17 protein-coding genes, 8 tRNA genes and 1 rRNA gene are annotated in these 21,774 nt (G+C 39.1%); 5 read left to right on the top strand and 21 right to left on the bottom strand.

Going from position 1 to position 21,774, the window contains the following annotated elements:
- The first annotated feature begins 35 nt into the window (after window positions 1-35).
- Genes J0J35_RS08780 through lpdA form a run of 5 tightly spaced genes read left to right on the top strand, consistent with a single transcriptional unit; the run spans window position 36 to window position 6,194 of the window.
- A complete protein-coding gene (locus tag J0J35_RS08780) occupies window positions 36-1,031 on the top strand; it encodes a lipoate--protein ligase (protein ID WP_019292151.1) in 996 nt (331 codons plus the stop codon).
- A gap of 31 nt (window positions 1,032-1,062) precedes the next feature.
- Entirely contained in the window at window positions 1,063-2,187 is a 1,125-nt protein-coding gene (locus J0J35_RS08775; protein WP_003133590.1) for a thiamine pyrophosphate-dependent dehydrogenase E1 component subunit alpha, read from the top strand.
- Window positions 2,188-2,189: 2 nt separating this feature from the next.
- Window positions 2,190-3,170, top strand: coding sequence for an alpha-ketoacid dehydrogenase subunit beta (locus J0J35_RS08770; protein WP_206916670.1), 981 nt, complete (start codon window positions 2,190-2,192; stop codon window positions 3,168-3,170).
- On the top strand, window positions 3,163-4,749 hold the full coding sequence (locus J0J35_RS08765; RefSeq protein WP_019336064.1) for a 2-oxo acid dehydrogenase subunit E2: 1,587 nt from the start codon (window positions 3,163-3,165) through the stop codon (window positions 4,747-4,749). Before J0J35_RS08770 ends, J0J35_RS08765 begins: the two co-directional genes overlap by 8 nt.
- Before the next feature lie 23 nt (window positions 4,750-4,772).
- The gene (gene lpdA / locus J0J35_RS08760) at window positions 4,773-6,194 is read left to right on the top strand and encodes a dihydrolipoyl dehydrogenase (protein ID WP_019292153.1); all 1,422 of its coding nucleotides are present in this window, start codon (window positions 4,773-4,775) and stop codon (window positions 6,192-6,194) included.
- Window positions 6,195-6,228: 34 nt separating this feature from the next.
- Here the strand turns inward: lpdA and recO are convergent, their stop codons facing one another.
- The 21 genes from recO to ychF form a co-directional block, all read right to left on the bottom strand.
- Window positions 6,229-6,987, bottom strand: coding sequence for a DNA repair protein RecO (recO, locus tag J0J35_RS08755; protein WP_206916667.1), 759 nt, complete (start codon window positions 6,985-6,987; stop codon window positions 6,229-6,231).
- 186 nt (window positions 6,988-7,173) lie between these two features.
- Window positions 7,174-7,246 (bottom strand) — tRNA-Lys (locus tag J0J35_RS08750).
- 550 nt (window positions 7,247-7,796) lie between these two features.
- Window positions 7,797-7,870, bottom strand: a tRNA-Asn gene (locus tag J0J35_RS08745).
- A gap of 2 nt (window positions 7,871-7,872) precedes the next feature.
- A 5S ribosomal RNA gene (gene rrf, locus J0J35_RS08740) occupies window positions 7,873-7,988 on the bottom strand.
- Between the two features lie 2 nt (window positions 7,989-7,990).
- Window positions 7,991-8,064, bottom strand: a tRNA-Ile gene (locus J0J35_RS08735).
- A gap of 39 nt (window positions 8,065-8,103) precedes the next feature.
- Window positions 8,104-8,174: transfer RNA gene (locus J0J35_RS08730), tRNA-Gly, on the bottom strand.
- Between the two features lie 3 nt (window positions 8,175-8,177).
- Window positions 8,178-8,250: transfer RNA gene (locus tag J0J35_RS08725), tRNA-Phe, on the bottom strand.
- 22 nt (window positions 8,251-8,272) lie between these two features.
- A tRNA-Met gene (locus tag J0J35_RS08720) sits at window positions 8,273-8,346 on the bottom strand.
- A gap of 9 nt (window positions 8,347-8,355) precedes the next feature.
- A tRNA-Ser gene (locus J0J35_RS08715) sits at window positions 8,356-8,445 on the bottom strand.
- A 5-nt stretch (window positions 8,446-8,450) separates the two neighbouring features.
- Window positions 8,451-8,522: transfer RNA gene (locus tag J0J35_RS08710), tRNA-Glu, on the bottom strand.
- Between the two features lie 225 nt (window positions 8,523-8,747).
- Complete coding sequence (gene ftsH / locus J0J35_RS08705) at window positions 8,748-10,793, bottom strand: ATP-dependent zinc metalloprotease FtsH (RefSeq protein WP_003133580.1); 2,046 nt, start codon at window positions 10,791-10,793, stop codon at window positions 8,748-8,750.
- Between the two features lie 112 nt (window positions 10,794-10,905).
- Window positions 10,906-11,445, bottom strand: a complete 540-nt coding sequence (gene hpt / locus J0J35_RS08700; RefSeq protein WP_003133579.1) for a hypoxanthine phosphoribosyltransferase — start codon at window positions 11,443-11,445, stop codon at window positions 10,906-10,908.
- Entirely contained in the window at window positions 11,438-12,691 is a 1,254-nt protein-coding gene (gene tilS, locus J0J35_RS08695; RefSeq protein ID WP_206916665.1) for a tRNA lysidine(34) synthetase TilS, read from the bottom strand. Before tilS ends, hpt begins: the two co-directional genes overlap by 8 nt.
- Window positions 12,688-13,989, bottom strand: coding sequence for a serine hydrolase (locus tag J0J35_RS08690; RefSeq protein WP_206916659.1), 1,302 nt, complete (start codon window positions 13,987-13,989; stop codon window positions 12,688-12,690). The genes tilS and J0J35_RS08690 overlap by 4 nt, the downstream gene beginning before the upstream one ends.
- Window positions 13,970-15,406 carry a 4-hydroxyphenylacetate 3-hydroxylase N-terminal domain-containing protein gene (locus tag J0J35_RS08685; protein WP_206916657.1) on the bottom strand — a complete coding sequence of 479 codons (1,437 nt, stop codon included), beginning with the start codon at window positions 15,404-15,406 and terminating at the stop codon, window positions 13,970-13,972. Before J0J35_RS08685 ends, J0J35_RS08690 begins: the two co-directional genes overlap by 20 nt.
- Window positions 15,403-15,684, bottom strand: a complete 282-nt coding sequence (locus J0J35_RS08680) for a S1 RNA-binding domain-containing protein (RefSeq protein ID WP_019292435.1) — start codon at window positions 15,682-15,684, stop codon at window positions 15,403-15,405. The genes J0J35_RS08685 and J0J35_RS08680 overlap by 4 nt, the downstream gene beginning before the upstream one ends.
- Window positions 15,681-16,052 (bottom strand): septum formation initiator family protein, encoded by a 372-nt coding sequence (locus J0J35_RS08675; protein ID WP_019292436.1) that lies wholly within the window; start codon window positions 16,050-16,052, stop codon window positions 15,681-15,683. The genes J0J35_RS08680 and J0J35_RS08675 overlap by 4 nt, the downstream gene beginning before the upstream one ends.
- Before the next feature lie 27 nt (window positions 16,053-16,079).
- The gene (locus J0J35_RS08670) at window positions 16,080-16,352 is read right to left on the bottom strand and encodes an RNA-binding S4 domain-containing protein (protein WP_017370095.1); all 273 of its coding nucleotides are present in this window, start codon (window positions 16,350-16,352) and stop codon (window positions 16,080-16,082) included.
- Window positions 16,353-16,471: 119 nt separating this feature from the next.
- The gene (gene mfd, locus J0J35_RS08665; protein WP_206916655.1) at window positions 16,472-19,957 is read right to left on the bottom strand and encodes a transcription-repair coupling factor; all 3,486 of its coding nucleotides are present in this window, start codon (window positions 19,955-19,957) and stop codon (window positions 16,472-16,474) included.
- Window positions 19,954-20,526, bottom strand: a complete 573-nt coding sequence (gene pth / locus J0J35_RS08660; RefSeq protein WP_019335922.1) for an aminoacyl-tRNA hydrolase — start codon at window positions 20,524-20,526, stop codon at window positions 19,954-19,956. The genes mfd and pth overlap by 4 nt, the downstream gene beginning before the upstream one ends.
- A 109-nt stretch (window positions 20,527-20,635) precedes the next feature.
- Complete coding sequence (ychF, locus tag J0J35_RS08655) at window positions 20,636-21,751, bottom strand: redox-regulated ATPase YchF (RefSeq protein ID WP_206916653.1); 1,116 nt, start codon at window positions 21,749-21,751, stop codon at window positions 20,636-20,638.
- Window positions 21,752-21,774: the final 23 nt, after the last annotated feature.

The raw sequence follows: 21,774 nt of genomic DNA, 5'->3' as shown, positions 1-21,774 counted from the left end.
ACATTTGACATATATTTTTAATGGAAGGAGAATCTATGCAATATATCAATTATCTCGGGCAGGATGCCTATACTAACATTGCGATGGATTCTTGGTTATTAAACAATCTGAAAGCAGACGAACCCGTATTTTCCCTTTGGCAAAATAAGCGCGCTGTTATCGTTGGACGTAACCAAAATACTTTTGCTGAGATAAACCAAGATTATATTGATCAACATGATGTACAAGTTGTACGTCGCGTATCTGGTGGTGGTGCTGTCTATCATGATGAGGGAAATATTTGTTTTACATTTTTTGTTCCCGTAGCCAGTTCAGCCCAGGTCAACTTTCATCAATTCGTGAAACCCATGTATGATGCACTTCGCTCCCTTGGTATTGAAGCCGAAATTACTGGAAGAAATGATTTAGAAATTTCGGGGAAAAAAGTTTCGGGGAACGCTCAACGTTACGCTGGTGGTTACCTTATGCACCACGGTACTTTACTTTGGGATACTGATGTGGAGGCGATGATCCGCTCACTGAATGTCTCTGACGAAAAGTTTGTCTCTAAGGCTGCTAAATCTGTTCGCGCACGTGTCGGGAACATTAAAGACTTTGCCCCTGACTTAAACTTAGATACTTTTATCGATGCCCTCAAATACTATTTGACGGACCAAGGTAAAGATGGTGAATATATTCTGAGCGATGAACAGCTGGCTGGTATAAAGGTTGCACGTGATGAACAATTTTCAACTTGGGATTGGAATTATGGTGAAAGCCCTAAATTCAGTTTCAACAACCATGCCAAATTTACTGGTGGATCAATTGATATCCAAGTTGACGTTGATAATGGTCTGATTACTGATATTAATTTCTTGGGGGATTTCCTTGGTGTCCGTGACTGGCGTGATATCAAACAAGATTTTATCGGTCTTCCATTTAATCCAGATGCTGTCTATGAAGTTTTAGAGAAAAACAAAGCAGGTCAGTATTTTGGAACAATTGAAAACAACGAACTTTCACAGCTTTTTAGAGCTGATGAATTAGTTTAAAAACAAGAATGAAGAAGAAAGTGAGATATTTATGTCAAACAGCACAAAAATCCTCGATTTCAAAGAACAATTAGAATTACAAGATAGCGCATTTCCAACGCTTCAAATCTTAGACGAAAATGGAAAAATCGTTGACGAAGAAGGCCTTAAACGTGCCGATCTTTCAGATCAAGATTTAGTAGAACTCTTTAAAAACATGCTTCTTAGTCGTCAAATTGACATCCGCTGCATGAAGCTTGCTAAGCAAGGTCGTATGGGATTCTTTGGACCAACTGCAGGTCAAGAAGCTTCTCAAATGGCTTCTGCTTTTGCATTCACTGACGAAGACTGGCTTTTCCCAGGTTATCGTGACTTACCACAAATTTACGCAAAAGGTTGGCCAATTTGGAAGGGGCTCCTCTGGTCTCGTGGTCACCAACTCGGTAACGAATATACAACAGACGAAGGTGCGGAAGTAAAATCTTGGTTCCCACAAATCATCATTGGTGCTCAATATGTTGAAGCTGCTGGTGTTGCTTTGGGCCTTAAAAAACGTAAAAAAGATGCAGTTGCCTTTGTTTACACAGGTGATGGTGGTTCATCTCAAGGTGATACTTATGAAGGTATCAACTTTGCTTCTGCTTACAAAGCTCCTCTTGTTGCTTTTATCCAAAATAATGGTTATGCAATCTCAACACCACGTGAACTCCAAACAGCAGCACCTCACTTGGCTGCTAAAGGTTGGGCAGCTGGTGCGCCATCTATCGTTGTAGACGGTAACGATGCAATCGCTATGTATTTAGCAGCTAAAGAAGCTCGTGCTTGGGCTGTTGCTGGTAATGGACCGGTAGTTATTGAAGCTCTTACTAACCGTTTGGAGCCACATTCAACAGCTGGTGATGATCCACTTCGTTACCGTAGCCAAGAAGGACTTGATGCTTGGTGGGCAAAAGAGCCATTGCTCCGTATGCGTACTTACTTGACTGAAAAAGGTATCTGGGATGATGCTCAAGAAGAAGCTTATATCGCAGAACTTGATGCTCGTATCGATGCAGACATCAAGAAAGCAAATAATGTTGAAAAACAAAAAATATCAAGCTTCTTGAAAAACACACTTGAAGTACCTAGCCAAGTGATGGCAGAACAAATTGCAAAATTTGAAAGTGAGGGCAAGTAAACATGGCAGTAAAAACTTATATTGCAGCAATCACAGAAGCGCTTGACTTGGCGCTTGAACGTGACGAAAACACATTGATCTTCGGTGAAGACGTTGGACAAAATGGTGGGGTATTCCGTGCAACCGACGGACTCCAAGCCAAACACGGAGAAGACCGCGTCTTCAACACACCTTTAGCTGAATCTGGTATTGGTGGTTTAGCAATTGGTCTTTCAACTCAAGGCTTCCGCCCTGTTATGGAAATCCAATTTGGCACATTTGTGTATGAAGTTTTTGACTCAATTGCTGGACAAATGTCTCGTACACGTTACCGTTTTAATAACACACGTCATAACCCAATTGTTATCCGTACACCTTATGGTATCGGTACAAAAACACCTGAAATGCATGCCGATTCTATTGAAGGGCTCTTTGCTCAAATTCCTGGACTCCGTGTTGTTATGCCTTCAAATCCGGCTGATGCTAAAGGTCTCCTTTTGGCAGCCATTGAAAATAATGACCCTGTAATGTACCTTGAAAACTTACACCTTTATCGTTCTATTAAGGGTGAAGTTCCAGAAGGTTATTACACAACACCTTTGGACCAAGCAGTGGTTGCTAAAGAAGGTTCAGACGTTTCAATTATTGCTTATGGTGGTACAGTTCCTTTGGCTATCAAGGCTGCTGAACAACTCGAAAAAGAAGGTGTTAGCGCTGAAGTTCTTGATTTGCGTACTGTTTCACCACTTGACATCAAATCAATCGGTGAAACAGTTGAAAAAACTGGACGTGTTGTTGTCGTTCAAGAAGCTCAACGTACAGCTGGTATTGCTGCTAACGTTATGGCGGAAATTTCAGAACGTTTCGTTCTGTCACTTAAAGCACCTATCGGCCGTGTAGCGGGGCCAGATTCTATCTTCCCATTTGCTCAAGCCGAAAATGACTGGGCAATTAAAGCTGACGATATTGTGAAAAAAGTGAAAGAGGTAGTAGATTATGACTGAAATTTTTAAAATGCCTGATATCGGCGAAGGCATGCACGAAGGCGATATCGCCAACTGGCTTGTAAAAGTCGGAGATGTCGTTAAAGAAGACGATCCAGTAGCCGAAGTACAAAACGACAAATTGATGCAAGAAATTTTGTCTCCTTACTCTGGTACTGTAACAAAACTTTTCGTTGAAGCTGGAACAACTGTTGAAGTTGGCGCTCCACTTATCGAATATGATGGAGATGGCTCAGGCGAAGCTGGTACTACTGAAGCTTCTCCCGCTGCTGCTTCTGAAGCTCCTTCAGGTGATGCTCAAATCTTCACTATGCCTGATATCGGTGAAGGTATGCACGAAGGCGATATCGCCAACTGGCTTGTAAAAGTCGGAGACGACGTCAAAGAAGATGATCCTGTTGCTGAAGTACAAAACGACAAATTGATGCAAGAAATCTTGTCTCCTTACTCTGGTAAAGTTACAAAACTCTTTGTTGAGGCTGGAACAACTGTTGAAGTCGGCGCTCCACTTATCGAATACAATGGTAATGGTTCTACAGCTGCCGCTACTCCAGCTCCTAAAGCTGCTCCAACAACAACTGCCGATACAGCACCTTCTGCTCCTAAAACTGAAGGTGGTGCTACAACACGTACTACCGCAGACGGTCGCGTTCTTGCGATGCCATCTGTACGTCACTATGCGCGTGAACACGGTATTGACTTGACTCAAGTTCAATCTACAGGTCGTCATGGACACACAACCTTGGCAGATGTCAAAGCCTTTGCTTCTGGCGCAGCTGCTCCTAAAGCCGCTGCTCCTGCGGAAGCTAAGCCAGCTCCTAAGGCTGATGCAGCTAAACCTGCTGCTCCTAAACCAGCTCCAGCTCCTGTACAAGCAGCTGAAGGTGATCGTCGTGAGCCAATGACGCCAACACGTAAAGCCATCTCAAACGCGATGAGCACACAAAATGCAAATATTCCAGCGGTTACTAACTTTGACCAAGTGGAAGTTTCTAAACTTGTTGCTCACCGTAAAGAATACAAAGAAATTGCGGCTAAACAAGATGTTAAACTTACTTACCTTGCTTACGTGACTAAAGCCTTGGCTGCTACAGCTAAGAAATTCCCAGAAATTAACGCATCTATCGACGGTACGGATATTGTTTACCATAATGATGTAAACATTGGTATCGCCGTAAATGCGCCAAGCGGACTTTATGTACCTGTGATTAAAAATGCAGATAAGAAATCAATCTTTACTATTGCTAAAGAAATTTCTGAACTTGCTGAAGCTGTACGTACTGGTTCTATCAAACCAGACCAAATGCGCGGTTCAACAATCACAATTTCAAATATTGGTTCTGCTCGCGGCACTTGGTTTACACCAATCATCAATGGTTCTGACGTTATGATCCTTGGCCTTGGTTCAATCGTTAAAGAACCAATCGTTAACGCTGAAGGTGAATTAGCTGTTGGTCAAAACATGAAGCTTTCTGTAAGTTATGACCACCGTCTCATCGATGGTATGCTCGGACAAGGTTCATTGAACTATCTTAAGAGTCTTTTAGCTGATCCAGCTTACATGCTCATGGAAGTTTAAGAAGAAAAGAGGAAAGAATAATTATGGTTGTTGGTGCACAAGCCACTGAAGTAGATACAGTTGTCATCGGATCAGGCCCTGGCGGTTACGTTGCGGCGATTCGTGCGGCTGAACTTGGTAAAAAAGTTGTTGTTATCGAAAAAGATAACGTAGGTGGGGTCTGCCTTAATATTGGTTGTATCCCTTCAAAAGCCTTGATTAACGTGGGACACCACTATCAAGACGCTCTTAAACAAGAAGCAGGCAAAAGTCCCTTTGGACTTTCTAACGGTGAAGTAAATCTTGATTGGGCCGCTGCTCAATCATGGAAAGATGAAAAAGTTGTGAAGCAACTCACTGGCGGTATCGCAATGCTCCTGAAAAAGCATAAAATTGAGTTGATTAAAGGAACAGCTGAATTCATCGATAATGAAACAATTAACGTGGAGCAAGAAGACGGCTTCCAATTGTTGAACTTCCAAAATGCAATTATTGCTACAGGTTCACGTCCAATTGAAATCCCAAGTTTCCCTTACGGCGGACGCATTATTGATTCAACAGGTGCCCTTAATCTGAAGGAAATCCCTAAACATTTGATCATCGTTGGTGGTGGTGTTATCGGTTCTGAACTTGGTGGCGCCTACCGTATGTTAGGTTCTAAAATTACTATTGTTGAAGGATTAGATCACATCTTGAATGGTTTTGACAAAGAAATGTCAGACATCATTGCTAACCGTGTAAAAACTGCTGGTTCAGAAATCTTCACTTCTGCTATGGCAAAATCTGCGACTCAAACAGATACAGATGTTACTTTAACTTTCGAAGTAGATGGTAAAGAACAAACTGTTACAGGTGACTACTTACTCGTATCCGTAGGTCGTCGTCCAAATACTGACATGTTAGGTCTTAACAACACTGACGTTAAGCTTACAGATCGTGGCCTCATCGAAGTCGATGACTCATTCCAAACTTCTGTACCACACATCTATGCTATTGGTGACGTTGTTCCTGGACCAATGCTCGCACACAAAGCATCATTCCAAGCGAAGATTGCGGCGGCTGCCATTGCGGGCGGAGAAGATGCTGTGGACTTGCATATCGCTCTTCCTGCTGTTGCTTATACAACAACAGAGTTGGCTACTGTAGGTGAAACACCTGAATCTGTAAAAGATCGTATGGATCAAGTTAAAATCAGCAAATTCCCATTTGCAGCTAACGGACGTGCTATCTCAATGGACGATACGACAGGTTTCATTCGTTTAATTACAGAGAACAAAGAAGGTGCCGTTATTGGTGCACAAATCGTTGGTCCTGGAGCTTCTGACTTGATTTCAGGTCTTGCTCTTGCAATCGAAAACGGTTTGACTTCAAAAGATATTTCCTTAACTATCCAACCTCACCCAACACTTGGTGAAGCTATCATGGATACAGCTGAAATTGCTGATGGATTACCTATCCACGTTTAAAAGAATAAAAAAAGCATTCATCTGAATGCTTTTTTTATTCTTTCATAATGTCGGCCCAATCTTTCATTCCATCTAAAAACTTTTTAGATTTCAAATGAATACCCACATACTCATCGTAGATACCATCAATAAATAAACGTATCTTTTCTTTCATCTCTCTTTTAACAGATATTTTCTCGAGTTGATCTAAAGATATTTCCTGAAAGAGATTAACCAAATAAAGAACGTTTGGATCCAGATGTAAGCGACGCATATCCTCATCAAAATGATTTTTGCAAAGGCAAGCGTTGAATTTATAGGAATAATCAAAAGGACCTTGCTTACTATGGCAAAAAGCACATTCCGTACAATTTAGAGCAACTCCAAAACGACTTAAAACTTGGATTTCAAAAATATTGGTAATGATTTCTTTATCAAAATCTTGATCCAACAAGTCCATACACTTAATCACGAAAGCATAAAGAGAAGAATCATATTGGTTATCCGGAATTGCTGCATCAGCTAGACTAATAATGTAAGAAGCATGAGCATTAAGGAAAATATCCTCACTGATACGCTTATAAGTTACGGCTTCACTTACATCATCAAGAAAGGAAAAACCTTCATCATTGATTGTTCCCATCAAACTTGCAGCTGTAAAGTTTTGTAAACTGCTGGCATATTTAGAACGTGCAAAATTTTTAACAAAAAACATACGCTTGCCAAAAGACTCAGTAAAAATCTTGACCAACTTATCCTTTTCACGATAATTTTTAGTATACAGGACAAGCCCACGGGTTTCAACACTCTTCATTCTTATATTGTAAAGCCAGAGGTCTATCTTTGTCAAGAGACTTATCCTATTGCACCTACAGCTAAGGCTGTTACTCAGATAAGCAAGATAACATTACTACTATGAAAATAGCTTCAACGTCTTTTATCATCTTAATTCGATATAAAAAACAGTCTCTTCTTAAAGATGAGACTGTTTATTTTATAGTGCCCCCTGCAGGGCTCGAACCTGCGACCCATAGATTAAGAGTCTACTGCTCTACCAACTGAGCTAAGGAGGCTATTCACATGTAATAACTTACTTTATTAGTATAGCACTTTCAGTAAAAATTGCAAGAATTTTTGTATTTATTTCTCCCATCCTTCAAGGCTCCATATGAGCTCTTTTAGCGTCTTTTGCAGACCCTAGTAAAAGATATGTGAAACAGGTTAAGAAAGCTCACAATGGCATTTTATAGCCTTTTGAGTTAATAACTAAAGATACTAAGAGAATGACTTTATTTGTAAAAAAAATTTATAAATACACAAAAAAAACACTGATTGAATGCCGTATGCTTACTCCAGTATTGAACCCGCCAAGAAGCCAGGTGGGTGTTCTCGCTTCAGATCAGCTGCTCTTACTTTATTCAGAGTCTTAACGCTATCGAATGTCTCTTGAACCCCTATGCAATACAAATATAGTCGGTCAAAAATTTGAGTAAACTCGCACATTCCAGTGCTTTTCTATATACATATACTAACATGTTCCGAGGTCTTTTTCAAGTAAAAGAGTTAGCGGTTTCATCAGTAGTATATAAAATAAAAAAAGACAACCCTTAGATTGTCTTGGGACTGCGGATGTCAGACTCGAACTGACGACATCATGATTAACAGTCATGCGCTACTACCAACTGAGCTAATCCGCAATACTTGGCATCTACCTTATCTCACAGGGGGCAACCCCCAACTACTTCCGGCGTTATAGGACTTAACTTCTGTGTTCGACATGGGAACAGGTGTATCTCCTATGCAATGAATACCAAATATGGGAACACGAGGATTTGAACCTCGGACCCCTGCGTTATCAACACAGTGCTCTAACCAACTGAGCTATGCTCCCTCATATTTGAAATGTTTTTCATACTTTTATAAAAAACAAAGCGGGTGATGAGAATCGAACTCACAACATCAGCTTGGAAGGCTGAGGTTTTACCACTAAACTACACCCGCAAATGGCGCGAGACGGAATCGAACCGCCGACACATGGAGCTTCAATCCATTGCTCTACCAACTGAGCTACCGAGCCAAAAATGTAATTCAACAATTAATTGCGGGAGCAGGATTTGAACCTACGACCTTCGGGTTATGAGCCCGACGAGCTACCTAGCTGCTCCATCCCGCGATAATAAAAAGGAGGATGTGGGATTCGAACCCACGCACGGTTTTACCCGCCTGACGGTTTTCAAGACCGTTCCCTTCAGCCGGACTTGGGTAATCCTCCAAAAATAGTCCGTACGGGATTCGAACCCGTGTTACCGCCGTGAAAAGGCGGTGTCTTAACCCCTTGACCAACGGACCATCTTATTATTGCGCTGTCCTCTCGAACAGTACTTTTCTATTATACACTAATTTAGAAATATGTCAAGAATAAACTGTAGTTTTTCCAAAATAATTTCTTTTTAATTCGTGTTTAGATAGAACTTGTTGAGTGACAACTATATTAGTATACCATATTTTTATTTTTTGTCAAAGAAAAACTCGAATATTTAGATTATAAATATTCGAGTTTAGAAAAAAACAGTCTTATTCGACTGTTTTATCTTCTTTATTTTCATTAGCTGCTTCTTCTTGAGCTTTATTTGCATCTTCAAGGACTTCCTCGAATGATTTTGCTTCTACAGGCTCATTTTCGTGTTCGATAACATCATCCGGCATTTTACCTGTCTTATAAAGAGACATGATTTGTTTAGCATCCAATGTTTCGTATTTAAGAAGGGCAAGCGCAATAGCTTTATGTTGTTCACGGTGAGCTTCGATAATCTCAACAGCTTTATCGTAAGCTTCTTTCGTAATTGCACGGATTTCTTCATCAATAGCTTGTGCTGTAGCTTCTGAGTAAGTTTTTGTTTGTCCGTAATCACGTCCAATAAATACAGCTTGACTGCCTTCGTAACTGATTGTGCCCAGTCTTTCTGACATACCGTATTGTGTCACCATACCACGAGCGATACGCGTAGCTTGTTCAAAGTCATTTGAAGCGCCTGTCGTGATAGCATTAAAGATAATTTGCTCAGCTGCACGGCCACCCATAAGACCTGCAAGGTTTTCTTGCATATCTTCTTTTGAAAGAAGGAATTGATCTTCCTTAGGAAGAGCAATCATATAACCACCGGCGCGGCCACGTGGAACGATCGTAACTTTATGGACAGTATTAGCATTTGAAAGGACCAAACCAACGATTGTGTGCCCTGCTTCATGGTAAGCCACCATTTCACGTTCACGTTCAGAGATTTTCTTGTCCTTCTTAGCTGGTCCTGCAATAACACGGTCTTGTGCTTCATCAATATCTGAAGCATCGATAACTTTTTTATCACGACGTGCGGCCACGAGAGCAGCTTCATTAAGGACATTTTCAAGATCGGCTCCAACAAAACCTGGGGTTTGTTGTGCAACAACTTTAAGGTCAACACTTGAATCAAGGGGTTTGTTTTTCGCATGCACACGAAGTACAGCTTCACGACCTTTAACATCAGGGGCGCCAACAAGTACTTTACGGTCAAAACGACCTGGACGTAGCAAAGCTGGATCGAGAACGTCTGAGCGGTTTGTCGCTGCGATAACAATAACAGAGTTATCATTGTCTTGGAAACCATCCATCTCAACCAAGAGTTGGTTAAGTGTTTGTTCACGTTCATCATTACCACCGCCAAGACCAGCGCCACGTTGACGACCGACAGCATCAATTTCATCAATAAAGATGATTGATGGTGCTGTCTTCTTCGCGTTTTCAAAAAGGTCACGTACACGGCTGGCACCGACACCGACAAACATTTCGACAAAATCAGAACCAGAAATAGAATAGAAAGGAACGCCAGCTTCACCGGCAACAGCTTTTGCAAGCAAAGTTTTACCTGTACCTGGAGGGCCCTCTAAAAGAACACCCGCAGGGATACGTGCACCAAGATCATGGTATTTTTTAGGATTTTTGAGGAAATCAACAACTTCGACAAGTTCTTGTTTTTCTTCTTCTGATCCTGCAACGTCTGCAAAGCGAACTTTTGAAGTTTTAGCGTCTTGTTGCTTCGCTCTAGATTTACCAAAGCTCATTGGATTGCCGGCACCGCCGCCACCACGTGAGCCCATTCCGCCCATCATTAGCCAGAAGAAGCCGACCATGAGAAGCATTGGTAAGATGTATGAAAGAATTTGGATCCACATACCGCTTGTTGAAGCTGGAACAACACTCACTTGGATTCCTTTTTCTTCTGCTGCTGTTTGGACACCTTTAATCACACTATCTGTAGGGATAATAAGCGATTGGAAATTCGTTACTTTAGAATTGTTGCCTGGTAAAAATGGAAGGTTGTTATTACCTTCTACAGGTTTGGGATCCTTGTATTCGCCAGAAACTGTAAACAGACTATCACTAGGCTGCATTTTCAGTGATTTAATATTACCGTCTTTAATGTCACTCATCAATGTAGAGTAGCTGATTTTATCAACGTTAGATTGATTGCCACTAAAGAAAGCATTAATACCGAAAACGATGACGATTACAAGCAAGACCCAACCTAGAGTACTTTTAATAAAGCCTCCGTTTTTATTGTTGTTAGGATTTGGATTGTTCATATTTTCTTCTTTGCCTTTTATTTTTTTATCTCTTAGTTATAGCATACTTACGTATCTTTTGCTATTAGTAAGCCCTATCATGAGCATTTTTCATACTTTGGTATGACTTTTTTTATTTGTTATAAACTTCTTCTTTTAATACACCGACATAAGGGAGGTTACGGTAGTGGTTATCAAAATCAAGTCCGAAACCGACAACGAATTCATTTGGAATTGTAAAGCCAGTATAATCTGCATCAATTTCCACAACACGTCCTTCTGGTTTATCCAAAAGTGTTACGATTTTAACGGTCGCCCCACGGTGTTCGAGAAGCTCTTTCAGATATTTCAAAGTACGGCCAGTATCGATGATATCTTCAACAATAATAATTTCTCGTCCAGTTACAGGAGTAGCCACGTCAAGAAGCAACTTTACTTCACCTGAAGACTCTGTTCCGCCATGATAGCTTGAAACGGTCATGAAATCCATTTCCAATTGGATATCCATGCGTTTAACTAATTCCGCAAGGAAGGGAACTGAGCCACGTAAAATGCCTAGAAGCAATGGATTTTTGTCTTTATATTCATCAGCAAGAATTTTTCCAAGTTCAATCGTTTTACTCTGGATTTCTTCTTCTGAAATGAGTACTTTTTTTATGTCTTTTTCAAGCATTATCAATATCCTCTCTTATAGTGGGTTTGACCCACAGCGTCCTTTTCATTTTATCATTTTTAAGGGCTTTACTCAAATCTGAAACAGTTAAATCAGTGATAGCATAGATATCTTTCTCAACTAAAATTAAAAGATTTTCGCGCTTTTCTAATGGAACATGTTGTTCAATAAAAAATTTCCGCAATTTTTTATGATGCCCATTTATCAAGATATAATCCCCTGGCTGACGCTTCCTTATTTCAATTTCACCTTCCATTGGAAGATCAACACGCATGAAACTAGCATCTTTGGGATCATTCTCCCTTATTTCGATTTCTTTTTTAGGGAAAGGTTGATTCGGAACAATCATGAAATACTGGTCATTTTTCACAAAAAAATAGGCGCTAGATAATTCCGAACGATATTGCTGCGGACGCTCAATAATCCATAAAAGTTCTGAAAATTTTGCTTTGGAAACCTGCAGGTCAGGGAATTTTTCTAGATATTCTTGAAGGATAAAATGTTGCAAAGCCCTCGATTGTCTGAGAAAAAGTTTGAGATTGATTTCGTCCTTGATAATTTCTAACTCTGCTATCTTATCTTTGATTACTGAAAAAGCCAAGGTAATTTCTTGCGACATACTTACAATTGCCTCAGAAAACTGTGGATTTTCCTGTGTAAGTGCTGGTATATATTGATTACGTACACGATTGCGCAAATAATCCGTTCCTGCATTTGTTACATCCTCAAAATATTCCTCCGCATCAAAATCTTCTTTACTAAAAGTGAGTAAAGGACGAATTAATTCACCGGTACCAAAGGCCTGACGTTCAGGAATTCCGGTCAAATGGCGTAAACGTCGTCCTGTAATTTCGCGCATGAGGACTGTTTCAACTTGGTCGCCTTTGTGATGCGCTGTGACCAAAGCAGTACAGTTTTTATCTGCCATAACTTGACGAAAAAACTCATAACGCATGTTTCTTCCTGCTTCTTCACTGAATTTCTCATCAGAATCGTAATGAGCAACTTCCAATTCAATCTGGAGATCCGCCATTTTTTGCTTCAGTTGTTCTTCTTCCCAATCTGCAACATCGCGTAAACCATAGTTTACATGTGCTGTAAACAACTCAACCTCAAGTTCTTTGCGGTAAGTATAAAGCCAATTGAAAAGAGTCATTGAATCTTTCCCACCAGATAAGGCAACTAAAACGCGTCTGTGCTCTTTAAAGAATTCCTTTTGTTGAACCAGTTTTAGAAATCTATTCATTTGAGTACCTCATAGACATCCTTGGAAATTTGAGAAATGATCTTGTCACTACCACCTTTTGTTTCTACCACCAAGATATAAGGTTGATTTGTAAAAACAATAGCTGCATCATGATTGTAAGCATCAGCTGCACCAATTTTATGAGCAACACGAACATTTTTAGGTAAACCTGCCTGTATTTTTACATCGTCAAATTGTGTATCAAATAGAGCATTGAAGGAGTAACCTCCTTCACTATACAGAGCTTCGAGCACTCTTCCGGTCATTTCAGCTGAGGCTTCTCGCTCAACCGGATCCCAAGCTTCCCCTGCGATTTTTGTAATCTCATTTCGAAAAGCTGGAGAAAATTGTCCCGTTTCATAGTAGGCTAAAAGATTGCTTCCCACATTATCCGAGTTTTTTGCTGTCCGATCGATAACTTCTGATAAGGAATAGCCTTTATTATCAGCTATAACTGGTAGTGTTCCTGTTCCTCCAGCTTCAAATGAACCTTTAAATGTATTAATTGCAGTATTATATAGCAATTTGTCGCTTAAGGTTGCTTGACCTTCATTTAAGCGCTTTTGTGTCCAATACAATATCGGAAGCTTCGATAAACTCGCTGCATACATCTTTTGCTTTTGGTTGACACCTATTGTAAATGAGTTGTCCAGTTGTTTAACATAAATAGAATACTTTGAATCGTCATACTTTTGCTTCAACATCTCTTGAGCCTGAACCATCTTAGGGTCTTCAAACTTCAAGTTTTCCTTGCTAATCCATCCTGTTTGTCCCCCATTAAAGATAACCTCATAATAAGTGCCCCAATGAGTTGTGGCGACTTGATTGGTAAGCAGTTTTTGACCACCTGAAAGTTTTGTGTAAACTTCCTTGTCATAAGTCGTAAACGGACTATAATAAACTTCAGCTGTCTTTGCTGTATAAACACTTATCTTTTGCTCTTCTTTGTTCAGTAAAACATCTGAACCTATCATTTTCGGATCTGCTTTGACAAAAGTATGATTGGCCAATTCAAACATATTTTCTTTTAAATTTATAATTTCAAGCTGTTTCTGCCTCGGAATTTCCCCAATTTTTTGTGTCATGGCTGCATCTTTGTAGGCTATTACTTGGGTAAGCGTCACGGCACGAGAAGGTATGCTTGTATAGTAATTTTCCTTACTTTGTGTTAAGCTTTTTACTTTGGAATCAATGCTTACATTTTGATTCTTCTGCGGCAAGATAAAAAAGGCTGGCATGAGCATTATAATCATTACCAACCAAACAGCTATATTCATTTCATTCTTCAGTTTTTGCATTTTCTAAAACCTTATCAATCATATCGTATGCTTTACTTAAGTCTGCGGTTTTCCAGTGCATATTCTTAATCCACATTGGATTACCACCGTGCAGAAATTCATAAGTTCTTTGGCGTTGGCCAAAAGATTCGCCAGTAATATCCCAAGCTAAATTAAGCAGAAGTGCACGATCCTCTGCCTGAAGCAATGGACTAGTCATACTTGCTTTCAAAAGGTCAGCTATTTCGGAATTTTCAAATTCTCGAAAATCTGGCACGCCAACAATTGAGCCACTAGCAAATTCAGCAATGGCCCGAAGAGCTTCATCATAATACTTTGTTAAACTCGCACGAACGGCAAGTAAAACTTGCATATTTGGTTTTAAGACTTCATTTTCTATCTGCGCAGTATATTCACTCGCCAGAATACTGGATTTAATTATTTCCAAATTTACTGTTAAAGTTCCTAAAATCTCTTGCACACGCAAAAACTCAGTCAAGCCTAATTTTTCTGCTAAGCGTACAGCTAAGCCTGTTACAAATTCTAACTTCACATAGCCGCGAACTTCATCTTGATGTGCCGTATGTACAAAAAAACCTGAACCTTCAAAGAATGCATTCGACAAGGCAACATCACCACAAACAAAAAGACGTTCGTTTGGGATAAAGACATCATCAAAAATGATAAACGCATCCATCTCGTCAAAAGATCCCGAAAGGGGATAATCTTTGAGAGAAAATTCCTCTCGCATTGTGGATTTACGACAGACAATCTTCATACCTTCAGTAGCTAAGGGAACAGAAAAAGCCAGAGCAAACTTTTTATCTTCAGCTGAGAGCCCCGGCAAGTTAAAGACCATTAATTCATCAGCTAAAGGCGCCAAAGTATTAACCTGTTTGGCACCCCGAACAAGCACACCATCTGGACGCTCTTCTTTGATCCAAACTGCTGCAAATTCTTGCCCTTCTTCAAGCAAGGTATTCAAATTTTTCGAACGATCCACTTGAGGATTCTGAATTGCATGGGAAACGAATAAGTCTTTCTCCTTAACACCTTCTCCCCATTTTTTAGCATTTAGTGCATAATTCGTGCGTTGATCTGCTCCTAGAATATCAGCATAATAATCAAGAACAGCAATGCCCGTATCAATAAAATCAGGTGTACGTCCTAGCATCCCAAAGCTTTCACGCGCCACATCCTCATAAACCTTACGTTTTTTGGCCAAATCCTCAATACTTTTAGGTGGAAGAAACATTGTAGGACGCTGAATACCCTTTTCATCATACATATGCCCTGCTTTTTCGTTTTGCAACTCGTAATAACGTTGAATATATTTTAAAGTCCGTGCAAAAACTGGTTCTGCTGTAAAATCTTCAATGCGTTTTCCTTGATAATATACAGCACGTCCGTCATTCAAGTTTCCATCTTTTGTCGTCATAATCTTTTAAGGTTCCCGTTTTTTGTGCTTAAATCTCTCAGCCGATCTTCAGTTTCTTCCAAAAAACTCCCAAAAGTTTCTTTAAAATCTTTTTCGATAAAAGATAGTTCTATTTTTCCATCTTCACGTTCCTTCAAAACTTCCACTTCAATAAGATCGCCTGCTTTAAATTTTATCTGTCTTTTAGGTATATTCGACCACCGTAAAAGACCTGTTTTTGAATCAGAAAAAAGGACAAAAAGTCCAAATTTACTGATTGATTTTATTTTTCCAATCACGGCTCTATCCCACCATTGACAAGTTCTGGAATGCTAAAAACTTTCTCATTTGCTTGGGAATCATCTAATTTAGCACGCGCATATTTTGCTAAAAAGGTTGGATCTTTGAGTTTACTGATATCTGAACTTTTAAGGGCTAAATCGTGGTCCAATGCTGCATTTTTCTGTGCAGCTTGAGCCTCCATTGCAATTTGTTTTTGCAAATTTTGATAAGACTGTACCACACTGATAGTTGCTAAGCTAAAAAGTAACATTGCTCCAATCAAAATAATACCTAGATGTTTCCGTCGAGGTAGAGGTTGGGAGTTTCTTTCTGTTTGTTTAGCATTCGTATAATCATTTTTCAAATGAATAATTTGTTTGTCCATTTTTCCTCCGAAAAATTTATAGCTGAATTATAGTTCAGTATCTGCAGTAATCCGTGTTTCACTCAAAATTTTATACATTTTTTCTGCATCTTCTTTACGCGTGAATTCTTTAAGTTCTAGAACACTTACTTCTACAATCTTGTTTCCAAAGCGAATTTCAATGACATCATCAAATTTAACATCACTTGAAGATTTCGCTATTTTCCCATTGATCTTAATTCGTCCCTTATCAGCAACTTCTTTAGCTACAGGGCGACGTTTTATCAGACGAGAAACTTTTAAAAATTTATCTAATCTCATAGTGGTTATTATAACACACTTCAAGTCTTTTGAAAAATCCCTTGAAATTATTTTTAGAGTCGTTAAAGGCTTTTAAATAAAGAGTTTTCTAAAAAAAGAATAATGTTTCATATGAAACATTATTCTTTTTCGTGCTTATCTCTTAATTCTGAAAGTTTTTCAGTAAAATTCATGATTTCACTTAGAAGGACGACATCTTTTCGATTTTCAATTTTAAAACGAAAAGTCATTTTTCCTAGCTTCTCACCCACACTTGCTTTTAAGTTTGTTTCAGACAAAGCTTCAAAATACTCTTGTGGTTCATACATCGTATTGGCTGATTTAGCCATTATTAGCACAACTTCAAATTTATTTTTTTCGATTTTTTCAACGAGAGCATTATCCGCAAATGTTTTCAATAACCCAATTTCTAACAAGTAGGCAACCTCATCCGGATACTCTCCAAAACGGTCCATCATCTCATCTTGTAGTTCTTCATAGTTTTTTCGAGTATCCACTTGGCGAATACGCTTATAAATCTCAATTTTTTGTCTTTCATCACCGATATAATAACTTGGAATAAAAGCATCTAAGCCAAGCATAATTTCCGCATTGGTCTTCGTCTTAATCTTATCGCCACCCATACGTTTATGGACTGCTTCTTCAAGCAATTGCGAGTAAAGTTCAAAACCAACCGAATCAATAAAGCCAGATTGTTCTGCTCCCAGCAAATTTCCTGCGCCTCGAATTGAAAGATCACGCATTGCAATTTTGAAACCTGAGCCAAGTTCTGTAAAGCCCTTGATTGCTTCTAAACGCTTTTCTGAAACTTCAGATAAGATTTTTTCTGGTTTATACATAAAGTAAGCATAAGCAACTCGACTGCTTCGGCCCACGCGCCCCCTTAATTGATACAGTTGCGATAATCCCATCATATCGGCATTTTCAATAAAGAGCGTATTGGCATTTGGAATATCAACCCCTGTTTCAATAATCGTCGTTGCCACTAAGACATCATATTCATTATTTATAAAATCCATCAAGGTATTTTCTAATTGAATTTCTGTCATCTGTCCATGAATATAGCCAATTCTTGCCTCAGGTATCAACTCTTCCAGTTGGGTAACTTTTTGCTCAATACTGTCTACTCGGTTATGAACGTAGTAAACCTGCCCACCACGCGAAATCTCCCGAAGTACAGCATCACGTACAACTCCATAATTTGTTTCCATTACATATGTTTGGACAGGATAACGGTTTGTTGGTGGCGTTTCAATGACTGATAAATCACGAATACCTAACATTGACATATGCAAGGTTCTCGGTATAGGTGTTGCGGTAAGTGTCAAAACATCAACCTGTGTTTTTAATTCTTTCAAACGTTCCTTGTGTTTGACACCGAAGCGCTGTTCCTCATCAATAATCATTAAGCCCAAGTCAAGAAATTCGACATCCTTGGATAAAAGACGATGGGTACCAATGATTAAGTCCACGCGTCCTTTCTTTAACTTATCCAAAATCTCCGTTTGTTGAGCCTTGGTTTGGAAACGACTCAAAACAGCAATGTTTACACCAAAGTTTACAAAGCGTTCCATAAAGTTATTATAGTGTTGTTCCGCTAAAACAGTGGTTGGTACTAAAACGGCGACCTGTTTACTGTCATTAATTGCTTTAAAGGCTGCACGCATTGCAACCTCTGTTTTCCCAAAGCCAACATCTCCCACTAATAGTCGATCCATCGGTCGCTCAAGTTCCATATCCTTTTTGATTTCACTAATTGAGCGCACCTGGTCTGCAGTTTCTGGGTAAGCAAATCCATTGTCAAATTCTTCCTGGTTAACATCATCCACAGAAAAAGCATGACCTTTTAAAGCTTGTCTTGCCGAATACAGCTTGATCAGGTCCTCAGAAATATCTTCGACTTGTTTACTTACAGATGACATCGTTTTACGCCAACGGCCATCATTAAGCTTATTTATCTTGGGAGTTTTTCCCTCAGCCGCAGAGTATTTACTTAATAGATTCAGATGGTCGACTGGAACCGATATCGTATCACCATTTTGATATTGAATCGTCAAGTAATCACGATGCATTCCTGATACTTCAATGGTTTGAATACCTAAGTATTTCCCTATCCCATGATTTTTATGTACAACGTAATCGCCAACTTCGAGTTCATTGTAATCTTTTAGACGTTCTGCATTAGTGATATTTAAACGCCGTGTTTTTTTCTTTCTTGCTTTACCAAAAATTTCTGACTCAGTAATAACAACAAGTTTCTCATCAATAAAATTAAAACCATTGTTAAGATTTAAATTCAAAAGGTTTATTTTTCCTTTTTGAATTTCATCAGTGGATACCATTTGAAGCTCTAAATCTAGTTTCTGGAGCTCCGAACGTAGTTTCTCAGAAGACACAGCCAAAACAACTGTAAAACCTTGCTTTACAAATCTGTCAACTTCGGTGTAAAAGAGTTCCATTTGCCCAAAGAACTGCTGCATCGAATGTTGATTAAAATTATATAAAGCATCAAACTTTATATTACCTAAGCCTTTTTGAAAATTCGAGAAAAAACTTGCCGGTTTGTGAGAACGTAACTTAGAAATAACATCTAAAAGATAGGTTTGTCCTTCAAAAGAGCGTCCCATACTTTTTTCCGAAACAATAAATTCTGCAAGTTCTTGTTCTGTTTTATTATTGGCTTCGTTAATTTTTTGAAAATCATCAATAAAGATTTGAATATTTTTCGGAAAATAATTCAAAAGAGAGGCTGGCTTTTCGTAAAAATATTCTGCAAACTTGCGTAACTCTTTATGATAGTAATGATTTTCCGCTGCTGCAATCACTTCTTCAAAATAAGATTGAGCTGTAGGATCGGTTACATTTTGTAGCTGAGCACTTAATTTTTTTACACCTTGCTCAAATTCCCAAGGCATTAAAATAAAATCGCTCGCCGGATATATTTCTACTTGATCCATATTTTCGTGCGAGCGTTGTGTCTCACTATCAAAGGCACGAATCGTATCTACTTCGTCGCCAAAAAATTCCAGCCTTAAAGGTTGAGCTGCATCGAGTGGATAAATATCCACGATATCACCACGTTGTGAAAACTCTCCAGGTACCATCACACGCTGTGTCTTCTCATAACCGGCACTGGCTAATATTTCGAGTAGATTTGTCATCTCAAATTCATCACCTTGAGTCAGGAGGAGATAGTTTTCTTGAAAATTATCAGGGTGAGGCAAGAGCGAACGTAAAGCCATAAAAGGAACGACCAAAAATCCTGTTTGCTGTGTATCAAGCAGGAAATTTAGAGCTTCAAGACGATAGGCTGTCCGGTCTTTACTTGCTATTGCAAATTCAGCATAGACATTGTCATCTGAAAAAAATTGGTAAACCTTCTCATCTTCAACAAGATTAGTCAGTTCATCATAAAGTTCGTTTGCGTGGTATTGATTATCAGTTACAATCACGTACTTATCCGGATTATTCTCATAAGCATTAGCCATAACCATCGCCTGAGCAGTTCCAGATAGACCGGTTAAAAGCGTACGCTCTGCTTTTGCAAAACTTCTCTGCCATGATTGTAAATCGTGGTTTTGATCAAAAAATTCGTTTATTTTCATTGTCCGTTAAATTTATTCATTGCTTGTGAAAAATCATTTGATTCAATATAGAATTTAACTGCCTCTACAGCCTTGTTTATGCCGTCCTGTGCAATTTCTACATTTTCTTTATCAAATTTAGATAAGACATGTGCAACTACAGTTTTTCCATGTTCTGGACGTCCAATCCCAATTTTTACTCGGTTGAACTGCTCTGTTCCTAGATGAGTGATTGTTGACTTTATTCCACGTTGACCACCTGAAGAACCTTTTTGACGCAGTCTCACGCGTCCAATAGCCGAGTCCATATCGTCAACAATGACCGTTAAATCTGCTGGATCCAGATTATAGTAAGTCAATAAAGGTTGGATGGCGCGTCCTGATTCATTCATGAAGGTTTGCGGTTTTACTAGAAAAACTTTTTCACCATTAACGAAAGTAGAAGCAACTTCAGCCATAAAGGTTTTTTCCATGCTAAAGTTTACACCATAGTCTTTTGCAAGTAAATCAACAGCCATAAAGCCCATATTATGTTTGGTTTGCTCATACTTGTCGCCAGGATTTCCTAGCCCTACAATCATTTTTGTCATTTTTTCTCCTCTTTCCCAAAAATAGCAAAAGGCTGATTCATACAAATCAGCTCTTTTTAGTTATTGTAAAACTTTTTGGCTCATAGGCTTAAACGCTTGGGGAACTATCTTACACGTTAAAGCGGAATTCCATGATATCGCCATCTTGTCCCACATATTCTTTACCCTCTTCACGTAAACGTCCTGCTTCTTTAACAGCCTTTTCACTACCATATTTCATCAAATCATCATAAGACATGGTTACAGCACGAATAAATCCTTTTTCAAAATCACTATGAATGACTCCTGCCAATTGAGGAGCTTTCATGCCTCGCTTAAAGGTCCAAGCACGCACTTCTTTTTCGCCAGCTGTAAAATATGTGGCAAGTCCAAGTAAGTGATAAGCTGCTTTTGTCAATTTATCAACACCAGATTCTTCTAAACCGAGTGCTTCAAGAAACTCTGCTTTGTCCTCATCATCAAGTTCGGCAATTTCTTCTTCAGCACGTGCTGAAATAACAACAACCTCTGCATTTTCAGTCGCTGCAAATTCACGAATTTGTTTCACATATTCAATGTCATCTGGTGCACTTACTTCATCTTCACCTACATTAGCGACATACAGGACAGGTTTTGTAGTAAGTAGGAATAGCTGTTTGACAACTTTTTGCTCTTCTTCATCAAATTCTACTGTTCGCGCAGATTTTCCATTTTCCAAAACTGGCTTGATTTTAGACAAAACATTGAATTCTGCTACCGCATCTTTATCCTTAACCGTACGTGCGACTTTTTCAACCCGCGCATAGCGTTTATTTACGGATTCCAAATCGGCCAAAATCAACTCTAAATTAATTGTTTCAATATCTGCCAATGGATCAACGAAAGAATCCTCACGGTTATTTTCGCGCATCACGTTTTCATCATCAAAAGCACGAACCACGTGTACGATTGCATCAACCTCGCGAATATTCGCAAGGAACTTATTACCCAAACCTTCACCTTTAGAGGCACCTTTTACAATACCTGCAATATCTGTAAATTCAAAAGTTGTAGGAACAGTCTTTTTAGGTTTGATTAATTCTGTGATTTTAGTCAAGCGTTCATCGGGAACTTCAACCATACCTACATTAGGCTCGATGGTTGCAAAAGGATAGTTTGCTGCTTCAGCACCTGCTTTTGTAATTGCATTAAAAAGAGTAGATTTTCCGACATTAGGAAGGCCGACAATACCTGCTGTTAAAGCCATATTTATTCATTTCTCCGTCAAAT

The organism is Lactococcus sp. LG606, from assembly GCF_017309645.1.
Lineage (GTDB): Bacteria > Bacillota > Bacilli > Lactobacillales > Streptococcaceae > Lactococcus > Lactococcus petauri.
This window is presented reverse-complemented; position numbering and strand designations above follow the sequence as displayed.

What these genes read in the sequence shown, in the direction of transcription:
- ychF (WP_206916653.1), bottom strand. Translation starts at nt 21,751, where the DNA reads ATGGCTTTAACAGCAGGTATTGTCGGCCTTCCTAATGTCGGAAAATCT.
- pth (WP_019335922.1), bottom strand. Translation starts at nt 20,526, where the DNA reads ATGACAAAAATGATTGTAGGGCTAGGAAATCCTGGCGACAAGTATGAG.
- hpt (WP_003133579.1), bottom strand. Translation starts at nt 11,445, where the DNA reads ATGCTTGAAAAAGACATAAAAAAAGTACTCATTTCAGAAGAAGAAATC.
- J0J35_RS08765 (WP_019336064.1), top strand. Translation starts at nt 3,163, where the DNA reads ATGACTGAAATTTTTAAAATGCCTGATATCGGCGAAGGCATGCACGAA.
- J0J35_RS08780 (WP_019292151.1), top strand. Translation starts at nt 36, where the DNA reads ATGCAATATATCAATTATCTCGGGCAGGATGCCTATACTAACATTGCG.
- J0J35_RS08670 (WP_017370095.1), bottom strand. Translation starts at nt 16,352, where the DNA reads ATGAGATTAGATAAATTTTTAAAAGTTTCTCGTCTGATAAAACGTCGC.
- mfd (WP_206916655.1), bottom strand. Translation starts at nt 19,957, where the DNA reads ATGAAAATAAACGAATTTTTTGATCAAAACCACGATTTACAATCATGG.
- lpdA (WP_019292153.1), top strand. Translation starts at nt 4,773, where the DNA reads ATGGTTGTTGGTGCACAAGCCACTGAAGTAGATACAGTTGTCATCGGA.
- tilS (WP_206916665.1), bottom strand. Translation starts at nt 12,691, where the DNA reads ATGAATAGATTTCTAAAACTGGTTCAACAAAAGGAATTCTTTAAAGAG.
- J0J35_RS08770 (WP_206916670.1), top strand. Translation starts at nt 2,190, where the DNA reads ATGGCAGTAAAAACTTATATTGCAGCAATCACAGAAGCGCTTGACTTG.
- J0J35_RS08685 (WP_206916657.1), bottom strand. Translation starts at nt 15,406, where the DNA reads ATGACGACAAAAGATGGAAACTTGAATGACGGACGTGCTGTATATTAT.
- recO (WP_206916667.1), bottom strand. Translation starts at nt 6,987, where the DNA reads ATGAAGAGTGTTGAAACCCGTGGGCTTGTCCTGTATACTAAAAATTAT.
- J0J35_RS08690 (WP_206916659.1), bottom strand. Translation starts at nt 13,989, where the DNA reads ATGCAAAAACTGAAGAATGAAATGAATATAGCTGTTTGGTTGGTAATG.
- J0J35_RS08675 (WP_019292436.1), bottom strand. Translation starts at nt 16,052, where the DNA reads ATGGACAAACAAATTATTCATTTGAAAAATGATTATACGAATGCTAAA.
- ftsH (WP_003133580.1), bottom strand. Translation starts at nt 10,793, where the DNA reads ATGAACAATCCAAATCCTAACAACAATAAAAACGGAGGCTTTATTAAA.
- J0J35_RS08775 (WP_003133590.1), top strand. Translation starts at nt 1,063, where the DNA reads ATGTCAAACAGCACAAAAATCCTCGATTTCAAAGAACAATTAGAATTA.